This is a genomic window from Streptomyces resistomycificus (genome assembly GCF_001514265.1).
In the GTDB taxonomy this organism is placed as follows: Bacteria; Actinomycetota; Actinomycetes; order Streptomycetales; family Streptomycetaceae; genus Streptomyces; species Streptomyces resistomycificus.
Map to the genome: position 1 here is coordinate 91,857 of NZ_KQ948995.1, position 21,022 is coordinate 112,878.

Here is a 21,022-nt window from a genome sequence, read left to right on the forward strand (position 1 = left end):
CGGTCCGGGGCGGGCACGGTCAATTGTCCGGTGCGGGCTGTATGTGGCTGAGCGCGCCCGGGTGGCGGTGCCACGAGCGGCGACGCCCCGCGCCCCTTACGGGGGCGCGCCCGCCCGTGCCATGCTGGGCCGCCCACGGCTACGGGGGTGGCCATGACTGAGACCGGGACGAAGGGACGCGGCATCGCGCACCTGGTGTGCGGACGGCGCGCCAAGTGGGTCGTGCTGGTGCTGTGGCTGGTGGCGCTGTTCCTGACGGCGCCCTTCGCGCAGAAGCTCACCGACGCCCAGGACAACGACGCGGCCTCGTGGCTGCCCGGGTCCGCCGAGTCGACCCAGGTGCTGGAGATCTCCGAGGACTTCAGACCCGAACAGATCCCCGCGATCGTGGTGTACGCCCGCGAGAGCGGGCTCACGGCCCAGGACCGGGCGCAGATCGCCGAGGACACCGCCGAGCTCAAGCAGCTGACCGCGCACGGCATCCGCGGGGCCGAGACCAGGGGCCCGGTGTACGACCGGCCGGACGACCCGCGGGCCGCCCAGGTCCTGGTGCCGATCACGATGGACGAGAAGGGCTGGGAGCGGATCGCGCCCGCGGTCGACTCCATGCGCGAGATCGTCGGTGAGGGCGGCGACGGGCTCGCGGTGCACATCACCGGCCCGGGCGGTACGTCCGCCGACTTCTCCGAGGCCTTCGAGGGCATCGACTCCACGCTGCTGATCTCTGCGATGGCCGTCGTCATCGTGATGCTGCTGATCACCTACCGCAGTCCCACCCTCCTCCTGGTCCCGCTGCTGTCGGTGATCGCCGCCCTGTTCACCGCGCAGGCCCTGATCTACCTGCTGGCGGAGCACGCCGGCCTGACCGTCAACGGGCAGAGCGCGGGCATCCTCACGGTCCTCGTCTTCGGTGCGGGGACGGACTACGCCCTCTTGCTCGTCGCCCGCTACCGGGAGGAACTGCGCCGCCACGAGGACCGGCACGAGGCGATGGCCCTGGCTCTGCACCGCGCGGGCCCGGCCGTCCTCGCGTCGGGCGCGACGGTCGTCCTGAGCATGCTGGTGCTGCTGGTCGCGGAGATGAACTCGACGAGCGGTCTCGGCCCGGTCGCCGCCATCGGCGTCGCCGTCGCCCTGCTCGCGATGATGACCCTGTTCCCGGCACTGCTGGTGGTCTTCGGCCGCTGGATCTTCTGGCCGGCGATCCCGCACCTGGGCACCGAGAACCCGGCCGACACGGGTCTGTGGGCCCGCATGGGCCGCCGGTTCGCGGTCCGCCCGCGCATGGTCTGGGGCGTCACGGCGTTGGCGCTCGCGGTGTGCTCGCTCGGTCTGATCCAGCTGCGCGCCGAGGGCATCAGCAACGCGGACGCGTTCACCGGGGAACCCGACTCGGTCGTCGGCCAGGAGATCTCGGCCCAGTACTTCCCGGCGGGCAGCGGCGATCCCCTGGTCATCGTCAGCAACCAGGCCCAGGCCCGGCAGGTGGGCGAGGCGGTCGCCGGAACGGCCGGCGTCGTGCCCGAGTCGCTGGGCCTGCCGCCCGGCACGAAACCCTCCTTCGAGGGCAAGGTGCTGTTCGAGGCCACCATGACCGCGCCCGCCGACAGCGAGGCCGCGAAACAGACCGTGGAGCGGGTCCGGGACGCCGTGCACGCGGTGCCGGACGCCGACGCCCAGGTGGGCGGCGGCACGGCGGCCCTGCTGGACATGGACAAGGCGACCACGCACGACAACCTGCTGATCATCCCGCTGGTCCTGATCGTCGTCCTGCTGATCCTGTGCGGGCTGCTGCGCGCACTGGTCGCCCCGTTGCTGCTGGTCGGGACGGTGATCCTGTCGTTCGCGGCGGCGCTCGGCATCAGCGCGCTCGCCTTCCGGTACGTCTTCGACTACGCCGGCGAGTCGACGGACTTCCCGCTGTTCGTCTTCGTGTTCCTGGTCGCCCTGGGCATCGACTACAACATCTTCCTCACCACCCGCATCCGGGAGGAGGCCGCCCGCCAGGGCACCCGCAAGGGCGTGGTGACGGGTCTCGCCGCGACAGGCTCGGTCATCACCTCCGCCGGTCTGGTCCTGGCCGGCACCTTCGCCGCCCTCGGCACCCTGCCGATGGTCGCCTTCGCGGAGATCGGGTTCGCGGTGGCGCTGGGCGTCCTCCTGGACACGTTCATCGTCCGTTCGGTGCTGGTCACGGCCCTGTTCCTGGACGTCGGCCCGAAGGTGTGGTGGCCGCACCGGCTGGCCAGGGAGGACGGCGGGGCGCCCCCCGCGGAGGCCGAGCCGGCACGGGTCGGTCAGGCCGGCGGGTGAGGCGCGGCGCGCGGGAACCGAGGCCGGCGGCGGGACGCGTGGGACCTCGGCGCCCTTGGTCGCGACGCACTTGGTGGCGGCGCACTTGGCCGCCGTGCCCGCGGCCCCGCGCGCCGCGCCGGACCGGTCGTGGTCACGGACCCTCGACGATCGACTGGTTGACCAGGCGCATCAGCTGGCGCGGCGTACTGGCCTCGACCACCACGTCGTCCGCCAGCACCACTCCGTACGTGATCTGAATGCGAGCCGCTGTCTCCAGCATGGCGAGCGAGTCGTATCCCAGGTCCTTGAAGTCCGTGTCCAGGACGTCACCACCCCGCAGGGCCGACGTCTCGTCCTCACCGGCGCACTCCTGCAGGATCGTGGTCAGTTCGGTCAGCGTCAGCTCACTCATGTCGTCCACCTCTCACCGTGTTCCGCTCGTACTGTGTCGCCTGGTCACGACCATGGCCGCGTTGAAGCCGCCCTGACCACGAGCCACCACGAGCACCGCCGACAGCGGCTTGCGCCGGGGTTGTGTCACGAGGTCGAGCTCGTACTCCGGTACGGGACGGGAGACGTTCACCGTGGGCGGGATCCTGCCGTGGCGCAGCGCCAGCAGGGCGGTGGCCAGGTCGAGCGCCGCACCGCCGGCACTGAGCCGACCGGTCATCGTCTTCGGCACGGTCACCGGCACCCCGTACGGCCCGAAGACCGCACGCAACGCCTCCGCCTCCACCCGGTCGAGCTCCGCGAGTCCCGCGCCGTCCGCGAACACCACGCCGATGGCGTCCGCCTCCGTCTCGGCGTCGGCCAGGGCGAGTTCGATCGCCCGGCGCAGCGACGACGGCCGACCGGAGCCGGGCGGCGGATCGAAGGTCGCCGCGTATCCGGCGATCTCGCCGTGCCATGACGTCACGCCGCGCTCCCGCGCCCCTTCCTCGTCCTCCAGGACGAACAGCGCGCCACCGTCGCCCGGCACGTGTCCGCCGGCGTCGACGTCGAAGGGCAGGTACGCCCGGGCGGGATCGTCGGCCGTGCTGATCCGGCCGCCGGCGAGCTGTGCCACCCAACCCCAGGGGCAGGGCGATCCGTCGACGGATCCGCAGACCATGGCCGCGGTGCCGTCGCGCACCCGGCGCCGCGCCTGAGCGACCGCGTCGAGACCGCCCGCCTGCTCGGTGACCAGCACTCCGCTGGGACCGCGCATTCCGTGGCGGATGGAGATCTGTCCGCTGTTCACCGCGTAGAACCAGGCGAACGACTGGTAGGCGCTGACGTGTTCCGGCCCTTTGCGCCAGAGCTTGTCCAGCTCACGGTGGCCGAACTCGAATCCGCCGGCCGAGCTCGCCGTCACGACTCCCATGCCGAACTCGGGCAGTTCGGCGGGGTCCACCGCCGCGTCCTTGATGGCCCAGGCGGCCGCCGCCAACGCCAGCCGCGTCATGTGGTCGGTCTGCGGGAGCAGCCGGGCCGGCAGGTGGTCGGCGGGGACGAACGCGGTGATCTCACCCGCCAGCCGACTGGAGTACCGCTCCGCGTCGAAGGCGGTGACGGGGCCGATGGCGGACTCGCCCCGCATCGTGCGTTCCCAGTGTTCCCGGGGACCGAGCCCGGTCGGCGCCACCACGCCCATGCCGGTCACCACGGTGGCCGTCATGCCGCCTTCCCTTCCGGTTTCCGCAGGATCATCGCGCTCTGGAACCCGCCGAACCCGCTGCCCACACTGAGCGCCGTGTCCACTCGCCGCTCCCGCGCGACCAGCGGCACATAGTCCAGGTCGCACTCCGGGTCCGGCTCGTGCAGGTTGGCGGTGGGAGGAACGACGCCGGACTTCATGGCGAGCACACAGGCGGCGATCTCGAGGGAGCCGATGGCGCCCAACGAGTGCCCGATCATGGACTTGATGGAGCTGATCGGTGTCCGGTACGCGCGTTCCCCGAGGCTGCGTTTGAAGGCCGCCGTCTCGTGCCGGTCGTTCTGCAGGGTGCCCGAGCCGTGGGCGTTGATGTAGTCGATGTCCTCCGGCGCCGTCCCGGAGCGTGCCATGGCGACCCGGATCGCCTCGGCCATCTCCTTCCCGTCCGGTCGCAGGCCGGTCATGTGGAAGGCGTTGCAGCGCGAGGCGAAGCCGGTGATCTCGGCGTACACGTACGCCCCGCGCCGGCGCGCGTGTTCGAGGTCTTCCAGGACGAACATGGCTGATCCTTCGCCGAGCACGAACCCGTTCCTGGTCCGGTCGAACGGGCGGGACGCCGTCGTGGGGTCGTCGTTTCGCGGGGTGGTCGCCTTGATCGCGTCGAAGCAGGCCATGGTGATCGGCGAGATCGGCGCGTCGGCCGCGCCCGCCACCATCACGTCGGCCGTTCCTTCGGCGATCAGCTCGACGGCCTGTCCGACGGAGTCCAGGCCCGAGGTGCACCCCGTCGACACCGTCGCCACCGGGCCCTCCGCACCGACCTCCCAGGCGACCTCCGCCGCGAGGGAGCTCGGGACGAAGTAGTTGAAGAGGTGGGGCACGGCGTAACGCTCGTCGACCTCCCACTTACGGCCGCCGTCGCTGACGACGACGTACTCCTCCTCCAGCCCCATCGTGCAGCCGACCGCGCTGCCCACGACGACGCCGGTCCGCGTGGGGTCGAGGGCCCCCGGATCCAGACCGCTGTCGTCGAGACACTCCCGCGCGCTCACCACCGCCAACTGCGCCGACCGGTCCATCCGCCGGATCTGCTGCGGGGAGAGTCCTTCGCCCGCCGGATCGAAGTCGCACTCGGCGGCGATCTGCGACCGGAACGGCGCCGGGTCGAAGAACGTGATGCGCTTGGTCGCGGTGCGTCCAGCGGACACCAGATCCCAGAACTTCTTGGCACCGGTGCCGCCAGGTGCGACCACACCGACTCCGGTGATCACGACACGTCGATTCATCTCTGGACCACCTCCCGGCGGGCTCGGCGGACGGGCTGGGGCGAGGTCACTTCACCGAGAAGGACTGCCGCGGGGCATACAGCTCCCCGACGTTCGTGGTGCGGGCACGGATCTCTTTGGCGTGGTCCTGGAAACCGGGGTGGGCGACGGCCTTCTCCCAGGACTCCACGTCCGTCCACAACGCGATGTTGATGTAGCTGTCCTGCTTTTCCCGGTCGATGCTCCGGGAGAGCGTGTACTGGACGAAGCCCGGCTGTTCCGCCATGAACTCGGAGACCTCGGCGAATATCTTCTCGAACTCCTCCGGCGAGCTGTGCACGGTGAACCGGTTGACGAACGTGACCACTCCGCTGTCGGTGGCGTCGTATTTCCGTGTCGACATGTCAGTTGCTCCTCTGTGTACGGTTCTCGCTGAGGTCAACGCTGCCGGGCGGCTCTCGCGGTCGGCTCGACTCCCGCTCGGCCGGCCGTTCTTCAGACGATGCTCGCTCCGCCGTCGACGGCCAGTACCGCGCCCGTGGCGAAACCCGCCTCCGGTTCGGCGACCTGGAGGACCCACCAGGCGATTTCCTCCGGTTGTCCGACGCGGCCGAGCGGGGTGACCGTTTTCATCCATTCGAGGAACTGCGCGTACTCCTCGGAACTGGAGCCCATGCGTATGCCCATTCCCGTTTCGATCACCCCGGGGGCGATCGACACCACGCGAATGCCACGGGGGGCGAGTTCGACCGCCCAGGTCCTGGTGAGGAAATCCAGGGCGACCTTGCTGGCGCCGTAGAGGGAGAAGTTCGGCCAGGCGCGTCGCCCCAGTGATCCGGCACTGCTGAGGTTCACCACCGTGCCGCGGGTCTTCGTCAGCGCGTCGAGCGCACATCGCGTGAGAGAGATCGGCGCACACAGATTGACGTCCAACAGCTCCCCGGCCGCTGCCGTGTCCGTCTTCTCCAGTGGCGCCGGTAGGGCGATCGACGCGTTGTTCACCACCACGTCGATCCGTCCGAACGCGCTCAGCGCGGTACCGACGATCGTCTCGGCCGCCCCCGGCTCGGTGATGTCGACGGGCAGGGCGTGGATGTTCGGGTGGCCCTGGGCGGTCTCCGTCAGCGTGCTTTCGGACCGGCCCACCACAAGGACCCGGTCCTGGCGGTCGGCGAACGCCCGTGCGGTGGCCCGGCCGATGCCGGTGCCGCCGCCGGTGACGATCACACCGCGCGACGATGAGTTGCCTTCGAAGTTGGTCACGCCGCCGAAGCTAGAGACCGCCGCTAGAGCCGCGGTCGACTTCAGAGGCAGTCGTCGCGGGTCACCACCCGCCGGTGGACCTTGAGTTCACCGTCCTCACGCACCAGCACGTCCTCGCACACGCACATCGCGTGCAGCTTCGCCTCGCCCCCGCGCCGGGTGCGGACCACCTGTACGTACGCCCGGACGGCCAACCGGCCGTCCGGCTGCGGCTCCACCGTCATCATCGTGTGGCAGCGCCGGTAGCGGATCCCTTCCGCGTCGAGCTCGTCGGCCGCCTTGCGGAGGCCGGCAGCGAGCTTCGCGCGTCCGCGGACGGGTTCCGTGATCTTGGGCGGGGAGACCAGGGAAGCGTCCTCGGTGAAGGTCATGGCCGCCTCTTCCGCCCGTCCCTCGTCCATCAGCTGGATATGACGGGCGTAGAACTGCTGCACCTCCGCGTAGATCCTCTCGAACGTCTGGTGTTCGGTCGTCACGGACATGACCGCCTGCCTTCTGTGTCGTCGCGCCGGAGGGAAATCCTGCCTGTCGGCACGCTGGCACAACGGGTTCGAGCATTGCTCGAGAAACCGGTAAAGCGACGCTCCAACGCGTCTCTAGCAAAGACAAAGAGGATGCGGAGAACCGTGCATGACACCGTGACACCGCTCTTGGGAGGTAGCCGTGCGCATCATAGATCTGTCCTCACCGGTGAATGCCGACGCATACGAGCCCGACCCCGTGACACACGAGATACTCAGCCCGCGGGACGGCGCCCTGCACATGAGCGCGGAGATGAAAGAGCATTTCGGGATGGACTTCGATCCGGCGGTCCTTCCCGAGGGTGAATTCCTGTCGTTGGACCGGATGACACTCACCACGCACACGGGGACCCACGTCGACGCCCCGTCACACTACGGGTCCCGATCGACGTACGGAACCGGGATTCCACGGCACATCCACGAAATGCCGCTTGACTGGTTCCACAACCGGGGTGTCGTGCTGGACCTGACCGACGAGGGCACCGGGGTGATCGGGACCCCCGATCTGGAGAAGGCCTTCTCCCGGATCGAGTACGTGCCCTCGCCGAACGAGATCGTCCTGCTCCACACCGGCGCCGACCGGCGGGCGGGCACCCCGGAGTACTTCACGGACTTCGTCGGACTCGACGGCGACGCCGTCCACATGCTGCTCGATCTGGGCGTGAAGGTGATCGGCACGGACGCCTTCAGCCTGGACGCGCCGTTCGGCAACATCATCAAGCGCTACCAGGAGAGCGGCGACCGGTCGGTCCTGTGGCCGGCGCACTTCGTCGGCCGCGACCGGGAGTACTGCCAGATCGAACGTCTGGCGAACCTGGGGGCGCTGCCCGAACCGTACGGGTTCATGGTGTCCTGCTTCCCCGTGAAGATCACCGGCGCCGGCGCGGGCTGGACCAGGGCCGTCGCGATCGTCGAGGACTGAGGGGAGGGGACAGGAGATGATGGAGTCGCTTCGCTCCCCGAGGAGCGCGCCACGGGCCAGGACCGCGGCCTCCGCGTCGGCGCTGCTGCTGGCGGTCAGCCTGTGCGCGGTACTTCCCACGCCCGCGGCCGCAGACACCACAAAGTTCGCGGGGGCGTGCGGCGGCTCGACGCCGGTCGGCGTCTGGGACGCCACGGTGGACGTGCCGGACAACCGTCACCGGGCCACGCTGTCCTTCGCCGCCGACGGCGGGGCCCACCTCACCCTCGGCGGTCCGGGCGAGGTCAGTGGCAGCGGTTCGGGCACCTGGTGGCCGACGGCGAGGGACCGCTTCTCCTTCGGGATCCGGCACGGGCTGTACGACCCGCAGGGAACCTTCCTGGGCTCGGTGGAGGTGAACCAGCGGGCCCGCCAGGTCCTGGACACCTTCACCGGCTCGGGTGTGTCGCTGATCTTCGCCCCGGACGGCACGCGGACCGGCTCCGCCACGGCCGAGGTCTCGGCCACCAGGACGGGCTCGCCGCCGCGTGCCCGCCTTGAGCGGTGCGGAGAAAGGTGAACCGCTCATTCCCCACTGATGACGCCCTCATGGGTCGCTGTTCAACAGTCACATACGAGAGATGAAGGCACCACTGTTCGTGGCTGCCATTCGCGTGCAAGGATTGGGCGAACAGAGGTTGTACGCGAATTCCCGACGGGCGAATCCTTTCCCCGGACGGACGGTATCGGCTGAGAAGAAGGATTCTCTCTCATGCAGATAAAGACTCTCGGACCACTCGTCGCCCAGGAAAACCGGGTCTCCTTGGTGCCCAGCGCCAGTAAACCGAGGCAAGTACTCTCCCTGCTCGCTCTGAACGCGAACCGGATCATCAGCGTGGGAACGCTCACCGAAGAGATATGGGGAGACAATCCGCCGCGCAGTTCTGCCACGACACTCCAGACGTACATATTCCAGCTGCGCAGAAACCTGGACGCCGCGCTGGGCGAGGGCCAGGGGCAGACGGCCAAGGACATCCTGGTCACTCAGCACAACGGCTATCTGCTGCGGGCGCGCCCCGGAGACATCGACGTCCACGAATTCGAACGGCTCTCCGGCGAGGCCCGCTCGGCGGCCGCCGCGGGCGACGACGCGAGGGCCGCGGACCTGTTCACCCGGGCGCTCTCCCTGTGGAACGGCCCCGCGCTGGTCGATGTGCAGGCCGGCCGCATCCTCGAACCAGAGGTCATGAGGCTGGCGGAGGCCAGGATCGCGGCGGTGGAGGGGCGCCTGACCGCCCGCCTGAGGATGGGCCGGCACGCGGAGCTGCTCAGCGAGCTGACCGTCCTGACCATGAAGTACCCGATGCACGAGAACCTGTGCGCCCAGTTCATGATCGCGCTGCACCGCTCCGGCCGCTCCTGGAACGCCCTGGAGGCTTATCAGAAGCTGCGGGACACCATGATCGAGGAGCTGGGCCTCGAACCGTCGGCCAGGCTGCGCCGACTGCACCAGGCCGTGCTCGCGGGGGACCCGCTTCTCGACTCGCCCGAGGTCGCGGACGGACTGGACTTCGAGCGCCGGACCGTCGGCGACCCGCTGCCGAGACGCCCGAGGAGCGACTTCTCGCCGAGCGCGAGCGTACGACCCGGTGTGTCACTGCGAGCGTCCTGAGGAGCCGGGCGTCAACCCTCGGGCGGCGCCCCACCCCTCACAGCCAGCCGACCCGGCTCGCGATCCTGATGGCGTCCACCCGGTTCCTCGCCGCGAGTTTCGTCACTATCGACGTCAGGTAGTTCCGGACGGTACCGACCTGGAGAGACAGGAACCCGGCGATGTCGGTGGGTTCGAAACCCCTGGAGAACAGCCGTAAGACCTCGAGTTCCCTGGCCGTCAGCGGAGTCTCGTCGGCGTCCAGGGCCTTCAGCGCCAGTTTGGGATTGATGATCCTCTCCCCTGCCGCGACCTTACGGACCGCCTCCGCGAGCTGGGCCGGCGGCTCCTCCTTGAGGATGAACCCCGATACCTGCGCGGACAGCGCCTGGCGGAGCAGCCTGGGCTGAGCCGTCGCGGAGAGGACCAGCAGCTGGAGGTCCGGCGTCCTCCGCCTCAGCTCCGGGGCTATCTCTATTCCGTCGGTATTCAGTATGGCCACATGAGGACTGCTGGCTATGGCGGCAGAGGTGACGAGGTCCCGACGCCCCACCTCCGCCACGATGTTCATGTCGGGCTCCAGGCTCAGAAGTGCGGCCAATGCGCCGCGTATCATCGGCATTTCTTCAGCAATCAACACCCGGACCATTCTTCCCCCTTTTGGATTTCACCGCCGCACCCGATGAATTGAAACGAGTAACCGGAGGCTTTGGCCGGGTGGTCTTCCCGGCTCGATCGCTCTGCACCCGGTGGGGCGGGCTCCGGTAGTCACGTCCCGACAGTAGACGGCCGTCTCGGTGCATGAAAAGACCGCAAAAGTAGGGCGTCTGACCTGCTTACATGTCTTCATGTGAAGGATTTGTGCATGTTGGGTGGGTCGCGGGAATCGCTCGGTGGATCACCGGGGCCTTTGCTCAAAAAAACCGTGCCGACGGGCAAATCCGTGCCGGGCCGATGTCACCGGTTCGTCCAGTGATGTTCCACGGGTACTCAAGCCGGAGCCCCGAATCTTGGTGGCGGGTCATTGACCGCCGGCAACCATGTGGAGGTATTCGGCCATGCCGACTCTGGGCAAAGACGCACTCCAGCACACCGTGTCCGTCACCGCGCCAGCGCATCTGGTGTTCGATCTGGTGGCCGGGCTCGGGGACTGGTCGCAGTTCCATGGTCCGTCCGTACACGCGGAGCCGCTCGGTCGCCGGGACGACGGGGCCGAGGAGTTCCGGCACTGGTGGGTGATCGACGACCGGACGGTGCGCACCTGGCGGGCGCGCTGGTGGTTCGACCGGGAAGCGCTCCGGATCGGCTACGAGTTCGACCCGGCCGAACCGGCGGCGGCCGGACAGCGCGGGGAATGGGCCTTCCGTGCGCTGTCCGACGCGTCCACCGAGGTGCGGGTCGAGCAGGAGACCCTCGGCGACGAGCGCGAGGCGGCTCTCGCCGATCGCGAACTGCGCGAACTCCTCGCCTGTGTCACGGACGCCGCCGAGCGCCACGAGGAACGGCAGGACCTGGTGGTGGACTTCGAGGACCCGCTGTTCGTGGCGGGCGCGATCGACGACGCGTACGCCTACCTGTACGAGGCCGACAAGTGGCCGGAACGCATCCCGCACGTCTCCCGGCTGGTGCTGGAGGAGGACGTGCCCAACATCCAGTTCTTCGACATGGACACCACCACCCCGGACGGCTCGGCGCACACCACCCGGTCGGTGCGCGTCTGCCTGCCCGGCCACAAGATCGTGTACAAGCAGATCCATCTGCCGAAGCTCCTGACCGGGCACACCGGCCACTGGAGGTTCACGCCGACCCGCGAGGGTTTCGTTCTCGGTGCGCGGCACACCGCGACGATCAAGCCCTCCGCGTTGCCGATCCTCGGCGAGGGGACCTCGGTACTGGACGCGCGCAAGTACCTGCGCCGGGTGCTCAGTGCGAACAGCATGGGCAACCTGCGGCTCTCGAAGGCCTTCGCCGAGGAGCGCGCCGGTGTCTGACCGACCGCAGGCCGGCCCCACCCGGGACGAGATCTTCACCGGGACGGCCACCTACACCCGCCGGGTGCTGTCCATGTACGACGTTCTCGTGCTCGGCATCATCTGCCGGCGGGTCTGGCGGTGCGACCGCTCGGAGATGCTGGCCGGGTACGACCGGAACATCGGCGAGCGACACCTCGACCTCGGCCCGGGCACCGGCTTCTTCCTCGACCGGTGCCAACACCGCTCGCCCCGGCCTCGGATCGCCCTGGTGGATCTCAATCCGCTGGTCCTGCAGAAGGCGTCCGCCAGGTTGCGGCGGTTTCGTCCCCGCACCTTCCAACGCGATGTGCTCTCCCCGTTCGAGCTCGGTGAGGAGCGGTACGAATCCGCCGGGCTGAACTTCCTCCTGCACTGTCTGCCGGGCGGCATGAAGCACAAGGCGAAGGTGTTCGACCATGTCAGGCCCCATGTGGTGCCGGGCGGCCGGATCTTCGGCAGTACCGTACTCGCCGAAGGGGTGCCGCACGGCAAACGGGCGTACAAGCTGCTGGACTCCCTCAACGAGAAGGGGACGTTCGACAACCGCGGTGACTCCCTCGGCGGCCTGGAAGCCGAACTCGACAGCCGGTTCACCGACTACCGGCTGACCGTGCGGGGGTCCGTGGCGCTGTTCGAGGCCACTGCCTGAACAGCCGGAAGCCGCAAGCGCGGGCGGAGGCCAGACCTCCCGCCCGCGCTTCCGTCTCGCCGTTCTGGCCGGCGCCTTCGTCCCGCGCCTTCGTCCCGCGCTCCCGAACCGTCGGCGGCGCCCCTCTCAGGCTCCGTAGAAATCCTCCGCGTCGAGGTCGCCCAGCGGCGTCCAGTCAGGATCCGAGGGCGCGGTCGGCTCCCACCCCGGAGAACGCAACTCGACGGCGAGCATGGGGCGTTCGTCGATGCGCTGCGACAACGTGTAGAGGGTGGCCAGCACATGGACGCAGGGCCTGCGCCTGGTGCGGCAGGGGCACACGGCCTCCATCTCGTCGAGTGGTACCGCGACGCCGATGTTGTCGCGCCTCAGGTCCGCCTCGAGACTGTCGGGCAGATCTCCGGCCGCCAGGCCGAGGTGGTCGCCCAGCGCCTTGCCGATGAGACGTTCGGCCTCCGCCTGCTCGCGGTCGGACCAGTTCGGCAGGTCGATCCGGACCTGGTGGGTCACACCGGACACGACCACCTCGGCCTCGACCCGTCCGGCTTCGACGGACAGGGTGGCGGCGTGGTTGCGGGCGAGGCTGCGCGCTTTGGGAAGCGCCGGGTTGGGCGCGGCCGCGACCGTCGACTCGACCGTGCGCACCCACACTCGGCCCCAGGGGGTGGCTCCGAATTCGGCCGACATCAGGTGAGGGCTCCCAGGTCGAGCTCGAGTACGGCGTGCAGTTCCTCGTCGGACAGGTTGGCCAGGGCAGCTTCGGTGTTGCCGGAGACCACGTCGGCGAACCCGCGTTTGGTCTCGTGCATCTGCGCGATGTAGTCCTCGATGGTGCCGCCGGTGACGAGCGCGTGCACGTTGAGGGTGCGCTGCTGGCCGATGCGGTGAGCGCGGTCGGTGGCCTGCTCCTCCACTGCCGGGTTCCACCAGCGGTCGTAGTGCATCACATGGTTGGCCCGCGTCAGGTTGAGCCCGAACCCCGCGGCACGCAGGCTCAGCAGCAGGACGGGCGGTGCGTCGTCGTCCTCCTGGAACGCGTGCACGAGCTGGTCGCGCCTCTCCGTGGACAGGCCACCGTGCAGGAACGGGATCGGCCCGGTTCCCAGGGTGTTGGAGAGGTGACCGGCCAGCAACTCGCCCATGGCCCGGTACTGCGTGAACACGAGGGCCCGATCACTGTCGTCGACGATTTCGGCCAGCATCTCGGCGGCCCTGTCGAACTTGCCGGAACGGCCGGTCTCCGCGGCCTCCTCGCGGAGGTACTGGGCGGGGTGGTTGCAGATCTGTTTGAGAGAGGTGAGCAGGGCCAGGACGCGGCCGCGCCGCTCGATCCCGCCGCCGAGCCCGTCGTCGAAGGCACGGTCGACGGCTTCCCGGTAGAGCCTGGCCTGTTCGTCGGACAGCGTGCACACGATCGTCGAGTACTGCTTGGCCGGCAGTTCCGCAACTACCTCGGCCTTGGTGCGTCGGAGCAGGTGCGGGGCGACCAGGGCGTTGAGTGCCGCCGCCGCGGGCGCGGAGCGACGCTGTTCGATGGGCGTGGCGAACCGCTGACGGAAGCGGGCGCGGCTGCCCAGCAGGCCGGGGCTGGTCACGTGGAAGATCGACCAGAGCTCCTCGAGCCGGTTCTCCACTGGAGTGCCGGTCATGGCGATCCGCACGTCCGCGCGGAGCCGGGCGGCGGCCTTGCTGACCAGGGCGTCCGGGTTCTTGATCTGCTGCGCCTCGTCGAAGACCGCCACGTCCCAGTCGGTCTTCCCCAGCGTCTCGTCCATGCGCAGCACCGGGTAGCTGGTGATGACCACGGTTCCGGGAGCGAAGGAGTCCGGGAGCGCCCGACGCGGTCCGTGATAGCCGACCACGGGGGTGGTCGGCGAGAAGCGGGCCAGTTCGCGTCGCCAGTTGCCCACCAGGGAGGTCGGGCACACCACGAGGTGCGGACCGGTCTGAGACCGGGTGGCCAGCAGGCAGATCGCCTGGAGCGTCTTGCCCAGTCCCATCTCGTCGGCCAGGATCGCCCCGCCGCCCAGGCCGGGCAGGGAGCGCAGCCACGCCACGCCGTGGACCTGATAGGGCCTCAGTTCGGCCTGGACGGTGGTCGATCGCAGCGCGCCCCGCGTGCTCACCACTTGCCGGAACTGGTGCAGCAGGGCGGTCGCCGAGGTGACGGCGGTGCCCTCCGGGTTGAGTACGGCGTGGGCGGCCGTGGGCATCCGGGTGCTCAGGTCGGCGAAGGGCTCGTCCTTCTCGTCCGGCAGGGTCGCGGCCTCGCGCCACGCCCGCACGGAGGCGCTGTACGCCGTCCGGTCGGGGTCGAGGGCTCGCAGGGCGGGCAACGCGACGTCGAGGTCGGCGTACTGGACGTCGACGGTCGCCGGGGCCACGTGGTCCGGTTCCGGAAGCGCGAGGCGGCAGGTGGCGGCCCGGCCGGCGGGCAGTCGGTGGTCCCGCACCGCCGCGTCCAGATCGGCCACGCCCCACCAGGCCATGGCGCCCTCCGCGGGAACGAAGGTGGCTTGCAGTCGGCCGGGCAGCTCAGGCACTGACCACCTCGCCGGCGGGCTCCTCGGTCGTCGCGACCGGGCCGCGCGGCAGCAGGAAGCTGCTGACGAACGCGACCGCCAGCAGGCCCACGCCCAGCCACAGCGAGGTGGCCAGCGCGTCGCCGTAGCCCTCGGCGACCGCGGCGGGTGTGTGCGCGACATCCTCGATGCTGGTGAAGAAGACCGTCCCTACCACCGCCACACCGACCGACGCGGCCAGCTGCGTGATGGTGTTGTACAGCGCCGAGCCGGATCCGGCGGACTCCACCGGCATGTCGCTCAACGTCAGCTGCATCAGGGGCGCCACGAGCATGCCCATACCCGCGCCGCCGACCAGCACACCCCAGAACAGGTCCGTCCACCCGGTGTCCTGGGTGGCTCCGGCGGCCGCGAACGCGATCAGGGCGAATCCGACCGCCATCACGACCAGCCCGATCTGCACGGTGAGCCGGCCGATCCTGGGCAGGAGCACCGCCGCCGAGACGGTGGCGAACACCGGGACCGCGATCGACCAGGGAAGCATCATCAGACCCGAATCCATCGGGCTCATGCCGATTCCGTGCTGGAGGAAGAGCATGAACACGAGGAAGAAGCCCATCGCCGGGACGAAGAACAGCAGCTGCACGAGCAGACCGCCCTGCACCGAGCGGAACTTGAACAACGACATCTCCAGCAGCGGTGACCCGCCCCGGGCGCTGACCCGGCGTTCGTAGGCGGCGAACCCGCCGAGGACGACCACCCCCGCCGCGATGGACAGATACGACCACACGGTCCGCCGGCTCGGGTCCGCGGCCTCGATCAGGGGGTAGAGGACCAGCAGGAGGCCGACGGTCGAGATGACGACGCCCGTCACGTCGATGCGCACCGCGTCGGCCGTACGGCTGTCCGGGAGCAGTTTCACGGAGGTCAGTGCGACGAGGAGGGAGAGCGGCACGTTCACCCAGAACGCCATGCGCCAGCTCGCTCCCGCGAGGTCCCACTCCAGCAGCGCCGGACCGACGATGGGGCCCAGGGTGGCGGCGAGGCCGGAGAGCGACGCGTAGGCGGCCATCGGGCCGCCTCGCTCCTCCGCGGAGTACATGACCTGGATCTGGGAGAGCACCTGCGGGATCACCGCGGCGGCGAAGGCGCCCTGCACCACCCGCGCGCCGACCAGCATCTCCGGACCCACGGACAGGGCGCACAGCGCCGACGCGGCCGCGAACCCCAGCATGCCGACGACGAAGACGCGCTTGTGGCCGAGCATGTCCCCCAGCCTGGCCCCGCAGACGATGCCCAGTGCCAGAGCCAGGGTGTAGCCGGCCTGCATCCACTGCAGAGCGGCCGGGCTCGCGTCGAGCCCCGTCTGGATGGAGGGCAGGATGACATTGAGGATGGTGACACCGATGAGGTCGATGAACATCGCGAGCAGGATGACTACTAAGGCCAGTGTTCGGCCTCGCTTCGCCATCGATGCCGTAGGAGTGCTGGACACTACTTGCTCCTCGGACAGGAACGTCATTATAGTGCGTCACACACGTAGTGTGCGACGCAACAATTGCGCGACACAATCTAACGAGACGGTCGGGTCGTGTCAACATGACGAAGAAGCAGCAGGAAACCGCCCAGAACGACGTCGATGAGTCGCTGGCCGCCCAGGTCGTGGGCACGCTGCCGGAGTGGATCACCCAGCTCATCCAGATCAACACGCTGATCGCCAACCGCATGGGCGTGGTGGCGACCGACTTCCACTGTCTGCACGCGCTGCACCAGGACGGGCCGGCCACGGCCAGCGTCCTGGCCGGGCGCGTCGGCCTCACCCCCGGCTCGACGTCGCGCATGATCGACCGGCTGGCCGACGCGGGCTGCGTCAAGCGGGTGCCGGACCCAGGCGACCGACGGCGGATCGTCATCGAGCCGACGGCCGAGGGCCTCGACCGGATCACCACCTACTACGCCGGTCTGACCGCCCGCACCCACGGGGACCTGGCGGACTTCGACGACGACCAGCTGCGTACGCTGCTGCGCTTCGTGGAGGCGGCCCGCGACAGCGCGATCGCGGAGGTGGACAGGCTGCGTTCCGCGCAACCCGACGAGTAGCGCCACGGGTCCGCGGTCGACAGGAGCACCCCAGGTCCAGCGGCATTCCACCGGTGTTCGAGCCCGCTCCGGTGCAATGCACCGAAACGCGATCTCCGTCAGCAACGCGAGGAGCGATTTCGATGGGTGGACCGCACGTTCCCGACGAGGTGCGCGACATGCTCACCTCGTACCGTCAGATGCGCCGGACCGAGCCGGTCAGCCAGGACAAGGACACCGGCCGGTGGCAGGTGTTCCGTTATTCCGACGCGATGACCGTCGCTACCGATGCCAACACCTTCTCCAATGATCTCAGTGAGTTCATTCCGGACCACGAGGACCTCAACACGTTCTCGAAGGGCAACTTCCAGAACATGGACCAGCCGCGCCACCGCGAGCTGCGCGGCCTGGTCAGCCAGGGCTTCACACCCCGGTTCGTGGCGGGGATGGCGCCCCGGATCGAGGCGGTGACCAACGAGTTGCTGGACGCGATGCGAGGCCGCGACCACATCGACCTGGTCACCGACCTCGCACAGCCCCTGCCGGTCACCGTCATCGCCGAGGTGATGGGCCTGCCGGTCTCCGACCGCGCCCTCTTCCGGAAATGGGCGGACGCGCTGCTGGTGGACAACGGCATCGACGCCATCTTCAGCGAGCAGGGTGTGGCCGCGATGGCCCCGGCGATCCGTGAGATGAACGCGTATCTGCTCAACCACGTACGCCAGTACCGCACTTCGCGCCGTGAGGGCCTGATACACGACCTCATCGCGGCGGAGACCGACGGCAAGAAGCTGGACGACCAGGAGATCGTGGGCTTTCTCGCCCTGCTGCTGATCGCCGGCCATCTCACCACCAGCACCCTGCTCGGCAACGCGATCCTCTGCCTGGACGAGAACCCGGAAGCGACCCGGCAGTTGAGGGCCGACCCGGGGCTGCTCCCCAACATGATCGAGGAGGTCCTGCGCTACCGGTCGCCCTTGTTCTGGCTCGATCGCCGGGCGAAGGAGACGGTCCGACTCGGTGGGTGTGAGATACCGGCGGGCTCACAGGTCAGCGTGGCCCTGGTCTCGGTCTCCCGCGACGAGGACGAGTTCAAGGATCCGGACACGTTCGACATCCATCGGACCGCCAACCGCCACCTGGCCTTCGGCATGGGCGTCCACTTCTGTCTCGGCGCGCCGCTGGCCAGGCTGGAGGTCAGGATCGCCCTCAAGGCCCTGCTGGACAGGTACCGCGACTTCGCCGTGTCTGTCGACGAGCCGATCGTCTACCACGATCCACGGGGCTTCCAAGGTGCCAAACGGCTTCCCCTCGATCTGGTCGCCGCGTGAGGCGGCACGGGACGTCCCATGGCTGAGATCTCGCGGAGAAGAGTGATGACCGACGGAGCCGTACTGGCCGGACTGGCGACGGGCATGAGTCCCGCCACCTCGGCCGCCACCCCGGCCGCCGCCCCGGCCCGGGACTGCGTGCCGGCCGTAGGACCGGTGACGATCACCCCCGGCGACCCGCGGTACGCGGAACTGTCGACCGCGGGCAACGCCAGATTCCGCTGCCGCCCCCGGCAGATCCGGGTCGTCGGTTCGACCGCTCAGGTCGTGCAGGCGGTCCAGGACGCGGTGCGGTCCGGGGCCAGGGTGGTGGCGCGCAGCGGCGGTCACTGCCTGGAGGACTTCGTCGACTCCCCCACGACGCAGTTGCTCGTCGACCTGTCCGAGATGACGGCCGTGGGCTACGACGGGAAGCGCGCCGCCTTCGCCGTGGAACCCGGCGCCCTCCTCGGAAACGTGTACCGCACCCTGCTCAAGGGCTGGGGCGTGACCATTCCCGCGGGCCTGACCTCGACGGTCGGCATCGGCGGGCATGTGCTCGGCGGGGGCTACGGACCGCTGACCCGGCTGCACGGCTGCGTCGTGGACCACCTGTACGGCGTGGAAGTCGTGGTGGTGGACCGTTCCGGCACCGCGAAGGCCGTGGTGGCCACCCGGGACGCCGCCGACCCGAACCGGGATCTCTGGTGGGCGCACACCGGCTGCGGGGGCGGGAACTTCGGCATCGTCACGCGCTACTGGTTCCGCACTCCCGGGGCCGAGGGCACCGACCCCACCCGGCTGCTGCCCGCCCCGCCCGCCGCCGTGCTGGACAGCTACCTCCAGTGGTCGTGGGCGGACATGACGGAGGATGCCTTCCGCCGGCTGCTGCGCAACCACGGGCGCTGGCACGAACGGCACAGCGCGCCGAACTCGCCCTACGCCGCCCTGTTCAGCATCCTGACGGCCCTGCGCAAGCAGTCGGGGGTGTTCTCGCTGAGCACCCAGCTCGACGCCTCGCTCCCCGACGCGGAGGGCATGGTGAACGACTACGTGGCGGCGGTCACGGACGGTGTCCCGGTCCCGTACACGCACGATGTGCGCACGACGCCGTGGCTGCGTTCGATGCTGTATCCGCGGGTGGCCGACAACGTCTTCGGGCTCCGCGCGAAGTGCAAGGCGGCCTACCTGCGGAAGGCTTTCGCGGACACCCAGACGGACACCGTCTACCGCAGGCTGACCGACGAGGACTACGACAACCCGGCCGCCGGCATCCTCTTCGCCGCCTACGGCGGGAAGGTGTCCGCGGTACCACCCGACGCGACGGCCACGGCGCAGCGGGACGCGGTGCTCAAGGCCTTCTTCTTCGACACGTGGACCGACCCGGCGGCAGACGAGCGGAACATCGGGTGGATGCGCGAGTTCTACCGGGAGGTCTTCGCCGACACCGGCGGCGTCCCGGTCCCCGGAGAGATCAGTGACGGCTCCTACATCAACTACCCCGACACCGATCTGGCCGATCCGCGGTGGAACACCTCGGGCACGCCCTGGCACACCCTTTACTACAAGGACAACTACCCGCGGCTGCAACGGGTGAAGGCTCGCTGGGACCCTCGCGACGTCTTCCGGCACAGTCTCTCGATCCGGCCGCCGGACTGACGACCGGCACACCTCACGGCGAAGGGGCCGCGCGATCCGCTTCCGGATCGCGCGGCCCCTTCGCCGTGTGTCAGCGGCCCTCGGGCTCGGCTTCGTCCTCCGCCAGGGCCAGGGCCAGGTTGCGGTAGAAGGCCAGGACCCCGGGCTCCTTGGGACTGAGATGTCCGCGCTCGATGAACCGGGAGCCGAGGGTGCGCTGGACGGCTTCCAGTCCGAGCCGGTCCTCGGTGTTGATCACGCCGGTGAACTGCTCCGTCTGCTTACGGATCGCCTCCACGTCGGCGCCTTCGAGCGCTGCCGCCGGCATCAGCGTCCCACCGCGCACCTCGGTGCGGTCGATGGAGAGCGGGATGAGGGTGATCCACGCGACGCTCTCGCCGAAGGTCGCCAGACTGCTGCACGGGAACATCCGGAAGCTGTACAGAACCTGCTTCTCCTCCTCGGTCAACGGCAGGACGGAAGGCTCCATCGGCTCCCCGGTCCGGGTGAGCAGCCGCGTGATCAGTGGGGAGTCGGTGTGTACCTCCATGTCGATCCCACCGGTCATGAGCGGTTTCACCGTGTTCGGATGGAAGCCGATCGCGTGGTAGTTCTCGTAACTGTTCTCCACGGCGACCTTCCAGTTGCACCGCCATTCCTCCGTCCAGGTGGAGACCTGCACCATGTCGTCGAGGCGGTAGTTGGCCAAGTCCCCGTCCACACCGGCCAGATGGCCGGCCAGCGGAGCGGCGTCGGCCTGCAGGTTGACGAAGACGAACCCCCGCCACTCCTCTACGGCGAAGGCCGGGAGCCGGCAGGCCGCGGGGTCGAAGTCGGGGTTTCCGCGCATGTGCGTGGCGGCCAGCAGAGTGCCGTCGAGGTGGTAACGCCACAGGTGGTAGGGGCAGGTGAAGTCCTTGGTCTGCCCCGCACCGGATGCCACGAGCGGCATCATGCGGTGCCGGCAGATCGGCGACATGCCGTGCAGCAGCCCGTCGGTGCCCCGGGTGATCGCCACGGGCTCGCCGGCGATCTCCAGGGCGACGTAGTCGCCGGGGCTCGCGAGCTGGTCCCGGTGCGCCACCATCATCCACGAGCGTCCGAAGATCCGGGCGCGTTCCGATGCGTAGAGCCGCGGCGAGGTGAACAGACGAGGGGGCAGGCTGAGCGCGGGGGGATCCGGCCGGAGATAGCACCGCAGCTCCTCCACCATGTCCGCGACCGACGGTTCCTGGGCGACGCCGCCCGGTATTCCCGTGTCGAGGGAACGGCCCATCATG

The 21,022-nt window shown here is 69.3% G+C and carries 20 protein-coding genes; 9 read left to right on the top strand and 11 right to left on the bottom strand.

Annotated elements, in window-relative coordinates:
* Positions 1 to 153: 153 nt before the first annotated feature.
* Entirely contained in the window at positions 154 to 2,313 is a 2,160-nt protein-coding gene (locus AQJ84_RS24900; protein ID WP_053192396.1) for an MMPL family transporter, read from the top strand.
* Between the two features lie 133 nt (positions 2,314 to 2,446).
* Here AQJ84_RS24900 and AQJ84_RS24905 read toward each other — a convergent pair whose 3' ends face one another.
* From AQJ84_RS24905 to AQJ84_RS24930, 6 genes are all read right to left on the bottom strand, one after another.
* A complete protein-coding gene (locus AQJ84_RS24905; protein WP_030038589.1) occupies positions 2,447 to 2,707 on the bottom strand; it encodes an acyl carrier protein in 261 nt (86 codons plus the stop codon).
* Between the two features lie 12 nt (positions 2,708 to 2,719).
* The gene (locus AQJ84_RS24910) at positions 2,720 to 3,952 is read right to left on the bottom strand and encodes a ketosynthase chain-length factor (protein ID WP_053192394.1); all 1,233 of its coding nucleotides are present in this window, start codon (positions 3,950 to 3,952) and stop codon (positions 2,720 to 2,722) included.
* Positions 3,949 to 5,217, bottom strand: coding sequence for a beta-ketoacyl-[acyl-carrier-protein] synthase family protein (locus AQJ84_RS24915; protein ID WP_030038588.1), 1,269 nt, complete (start codon positions 5,215 to 5,217; stop codon positions 3,949 to 3,951). The genes AQJ84_RS24910 and AQJ84_RS24915 overlap by 4 nt, the downstream gene beginning before the upstream one ends.
* Positions 5,218 to 5,263: 46 nt before the next feature.
* The gene (locus AQJ84_RS24920; RefSeq protein ID WP_030038587.1) at positions 5,264 to 5,599 is read right to left on the bottom strand and encodes an antibiotic biosynthesis monooxygenase family protein; all 336 of its coding nucleotides are present in this window, start codon (positions 5,597 to 5,599) and stop codon (positions 5,264 to 5,266) included.
* Between the two features lie 92 nt (positions 5,600 to 5,691).
* Positions 5,692 to 6,459 (bottom strand): SDR family NAD(P)-dependent oxidoreductase, encoded by a 768-nt coding sequence (locus AQJ84_RS24925; protein WP_225877137.1) that lies wholly within the window; start codon positions 6,457 to 6,459, stop codon positions 5,692 to 5,694.
* Between the two features lie 41 nt (positions 6,460 to 6,500).
* The gene (locus AQJ84_RS24930) at positions 6,501 to 6,941 is read right to left on the bottom strand and encodes a nuclear transport factor 2 family protein (RefSeq protein ID WP_030038585.1); all 441 of its coding nucleotides are present in this window, start codon (positions 6,939 to 6,941) and stop codon (positions 6,501 to 6,503) included.
* Positions 6,942 to 7,122: 181 nt separating this feature from the next.
* Here AQJ84_RS24930 and AQJ84_RS24935 point away from each other — a divergent pair, with 181 nt between their 5' ends.
* The 3 genes from AQJ84_RS24935 to AQJ84_RS24945 all read left to right on the top strand — a co-directional run bounded on the left by AQJ84_RS24935 (position 7,123) and on the right by AQJ84_RS24945 (position 9,553).
* Positions 7,123 to 7,902, top strand: a complete 780-nt coding sequence (locus tag AQJ84_RS24935) for a cyclase family protein (protein WP_030038584.1) — start codon at positions 7,123 to 7,125, stop codon at positions 7,900 to 7,902.
* 16 nt (positions 7,903 to 7,918) lie between these two features.
* Positions 7,919 to 8,461, top strand: a complete 543-nt coding sequence (locus AQJ84_RS24940) for a hypothetical protein (protein WP_059198867.1) — start codon at positions 7,919 to 7,921, stop codon at positions 8,459 to 8,461.
* 192 nt (positions 8,462 to 8,653) lie between these two features.
* Positions 8,654 to 9,553, top strand: a complete 900-nt coding sequence (locus AQJ84_RS24945; protein WP_063804457.1) for an AfsR/SARP family transcriptional regulator — start codon at positions 8,654 to 8,656, stop codon at positions 9,551 to 9,553.
* 37 nt (positions 9,554 to 9,590) lie between these two features.
* Here the strand turns inward: AQJ84_RS24945 and AQJ84_RS24950 are convergent, their stop codons facing one another.
* Positions 9,591 to 10,181 (bottom strand): response regulator transcription factor, encoded by a 591-nt coding sequence (locus AQJ84_RS24950; protein WP_030038580.1) that lies wholly within the window; start codon positions 10,179 to 10,181, stop codon positions 9,591 to 9,593.
* 409 nt (positions 10,182 to 10,590) lie between these two features.
* On the opposite strand from AQJ84_RS24950, the gene AQJ84_RS24955 reads away from it, so the two are divergent.
* Both AQJ84_RS24955 and AQJ84_RS24960 read left to right on the top strand, forming a co-directional pair.
* Positions 10,591 to 11,523 carry an SRPBCC family protein gene (locus tag AQJ84_RS24955; protein WP_030038579.1) on the top strand — a complete coding sequence of 311 codons (933 nt, stop codon included), beginning with the start codon at positions 10,591 to 10,593 and terminating at the stop codon, positions 11,521 to 11,523.
* Entirely contained in the window at positions 11,516 to 12,193 is a 678-nt protein-coding gene (locus tag AQJ84_RS24960; RefSeq protein WP_225877136.1) for a class I SAM-dependent methyltransferase, read from the top strand. Before AQJ84_RS24955 ends, AQJ84_RS24960 begins: the two co-directional genes overlap by 8 nt.
* A gap of 126 nt (positions 12,194 to 12,319) precedes the next feature.
* On the opposite strand, the gene AQJ84_RS24965 is transcribed toward AQJ84_RS24960, so the two are convergent.
* Genes AQJ84_RS24965 through AQJ84_RS24975 form a run of 3 tightly spaced genes read right to left on the bottom strand, consistent with a single transcriptional unit; the run spans position 12,320 to position 16,210 of the window.
* Positions 12,320 to 12,880, bottom strand: a complete 561-nt coding sequence (locus AQJ84_RS24965; protein WP_030038577.1) for an SWIM zinc finger family protein — start codon at positions 12,878 to 12,880, stop codon at positions 12,320 to 12,322.
* Complete coding sequence (locus AQJ84_RS24970; protein WP_030038576.1) at positions 12,880 to 14,736, bottom strand: DEAD/DEAH box helicase; 1,857 nt, start codon at positions 14,734 to 14,736, stop codon at positions 12,880 to 12,882. The genes AQJ84_RS24965 and AQJ84_RS24970 overlap by 1 nt, the downstream gene beginning before the upstream one ends.
* Entirely contained in the window at positions 14,729 to 16,210 is a 1,482-nt protein-coding gene (locus AQJ84_RS24975) for an MFS transporter (RefSeq protein WP_157874999.1), read from the bottom strand. The genes AQJ84_RS24970 and AQJ84_RS24975 overlap by 8 nt, the downstream gene beginning before the upstream one ends.
* Before the next feature lie 104 nt (positions 16,211 to 16,314).
* On the opposite strand from AQJ84_RS24975, the gene AQJ84_RS24980 reads away from it, so the two are divergent.
* The 3 genes from AQJ84_RS24980 (at position 16,315) to AQJ84_RS24990 (ending at position 19,763) form a co-directional block, all read left to right on the top strand.
* Positions 16,315 to 16,815, top strand: coding sequence for a MarR family winged helix-turn-helix transcriptional regulator (locus AQJ84_RS24980; protein WP_030038574.1), 501 nt, complete (start codon positions 16,315 to 16,317; stop codon positions 16,813 to 16,815).
* 122 nt (positions 16,816 to 16,937) lie between these two features.
* The gene (locus tag AQJ84_RS24985) at positions 16,938 to 18,125 is read left to right on the top strand and encodes a cytochrome P450 (protein ID WP_030038573.1); all 1,188 of its coding nucleotides are present in this window, start codon (positions 16,938 to 16,940) and stop codon (positions 18,123 to 18,125) included.
* A 45-nt stretch (positions 18,126 to 18,170) separates the two neighbouring features.
* Complete coding sequence (locus tag AQJ84_RS24990) at positions 18,171 to 19,763, top strand: FAD-binding oxidoreductase (protein ID WP_225877135.1); 1,593 nt, start codon at positions 18,171 to 18,173, stop codon at positions 19,761 to 19,763.
* A gap of 70 nt (positions 19,764 to 19,833) precedes the next feature.
* Here AQJ84_RS24990 and AQJ84_RS24995 read toward each other — a convergent pair whose 3' ends face one another.
* On the bottom strand, positions 19,834 to 21,021 hold the full coding sequence (locus tag AQJ84_RS24995; RefSeq protein WP_198536369.1) for an aromatic ring-hydroxylating oxygenase subunit alpha: 1,188 nt from the start codon (positions 21,019 to 21,021) through the stop codon (positions 19,834 to 19,836).
* Position 21,022: the final 1 nt, after the last annotated feature.

Bases quoted from the DNA above. Each gene is read 5' to 3' on its own strand.
- AQJ84_RS24985 (WP_030038573.1), top strand. From the start codon at position 16,938: ATGGGTGGACCGCACGTTCCCGACGAGGTGCGCGACATGCTCACCTCG.
- AQJ84_RS24905 (WP_030038589.1), bottom strand. From the start codon at position 2,707: ATGAGTGAGCTGACGCTGACCGAACTGACCACGATCCTGCAGGAGTGC.
- AQJ84_RS24940 (WP_059198867.1), top strand. From the start codon at position 7,919: ATGATGGAGTCGCTTCGCTCCCCGAGGAGCGCGCCACGGGCCAGGACC.
- AQJ84_RS24990 (WP_225877135.1), top strand. From the start codon at position 18,171: ATGACCGACGGAGCCGTACTGGCCGGACTGGCGACGGGCATGAGTCCC.
- AQJ84_RS24995 (WP_198536369.1), bottom strand. From the start codon at position 21,021: ATGATGGGCCGTTCCCTCGACACGGGAATACCGGGCGGCGTCGCCCAG.
- AQJ84_RS24930 (WP_030038585.1), bottom strand. From the start codon at position 6,941: ATGTCCGTGACGACCGAACACCAGACGTTCGAGAGGATCTACGCGGAG.
- AQJ84_RS24980 (WP_030038574.1), top strand. From the start codon at position 16,315: ATGACGAAGAAGCAGCAGGAAACCGCCCAGAACGACGTCGATGAGTCG.
- AQJ84_RS24955 (WP_030038579.1), top strand. From the start codon at position 10,591: ATGCCGACTCTGGGCAAAGACGCACTCCAGCACACCGTGTCCGTCACC.
- AQJ84_RS24950 (WP_030038580.1), bottom strand. From the start codon at position 10,181: ATGGTCCGGGTGTTGATTGCTGAAGAAATGCCGATGATACGCGGCGCA.
- AQJ84_RS24910 (WP_053192394.1), bottom strand. From the start codon at position 3,952: ATGACGGCCACCGTGGTGACCGGCATGGGCGTGGTGGCGCCGACCGGG.
- AQJ84_RS24920 (WP_030038587.1), bottom strand. From the start codon at position 5,599: ATGTCGACACGGAAATACGACGCCACCGACAGCGGAGTGGTCACGTTC.
- AQJ84_RS24915 (WP_030038588.1), bottom strand. From the start codon at position 5,217: ATGAATCGACGTGTCGTGATCACCGGAGTCGGTGTGGTCGCACCTGGC.
- AQJ84_RS24965 (WP_030038577.1), bottom strand. From the start codon at position 12,880: ATGTCGGCCGAATTCGGAGCCACCCCCTGGGGCCGAGTGTGGGTGCGC.
- AQJ84_RS24900 (WP_053192396.1), top strand. From the start codon at position 154: ATGACTGAGACCGGGACGAAGGGACGCGGCATCGCGCACCTGGTGTGC.
- AQJ84_RS24945 (WP_063804457.1), top strand. From the start codon at position 8,654: ATGCAGATAAAGACTCTCGGACCACTCGTCGCCCAGGAAAACCGGGTC.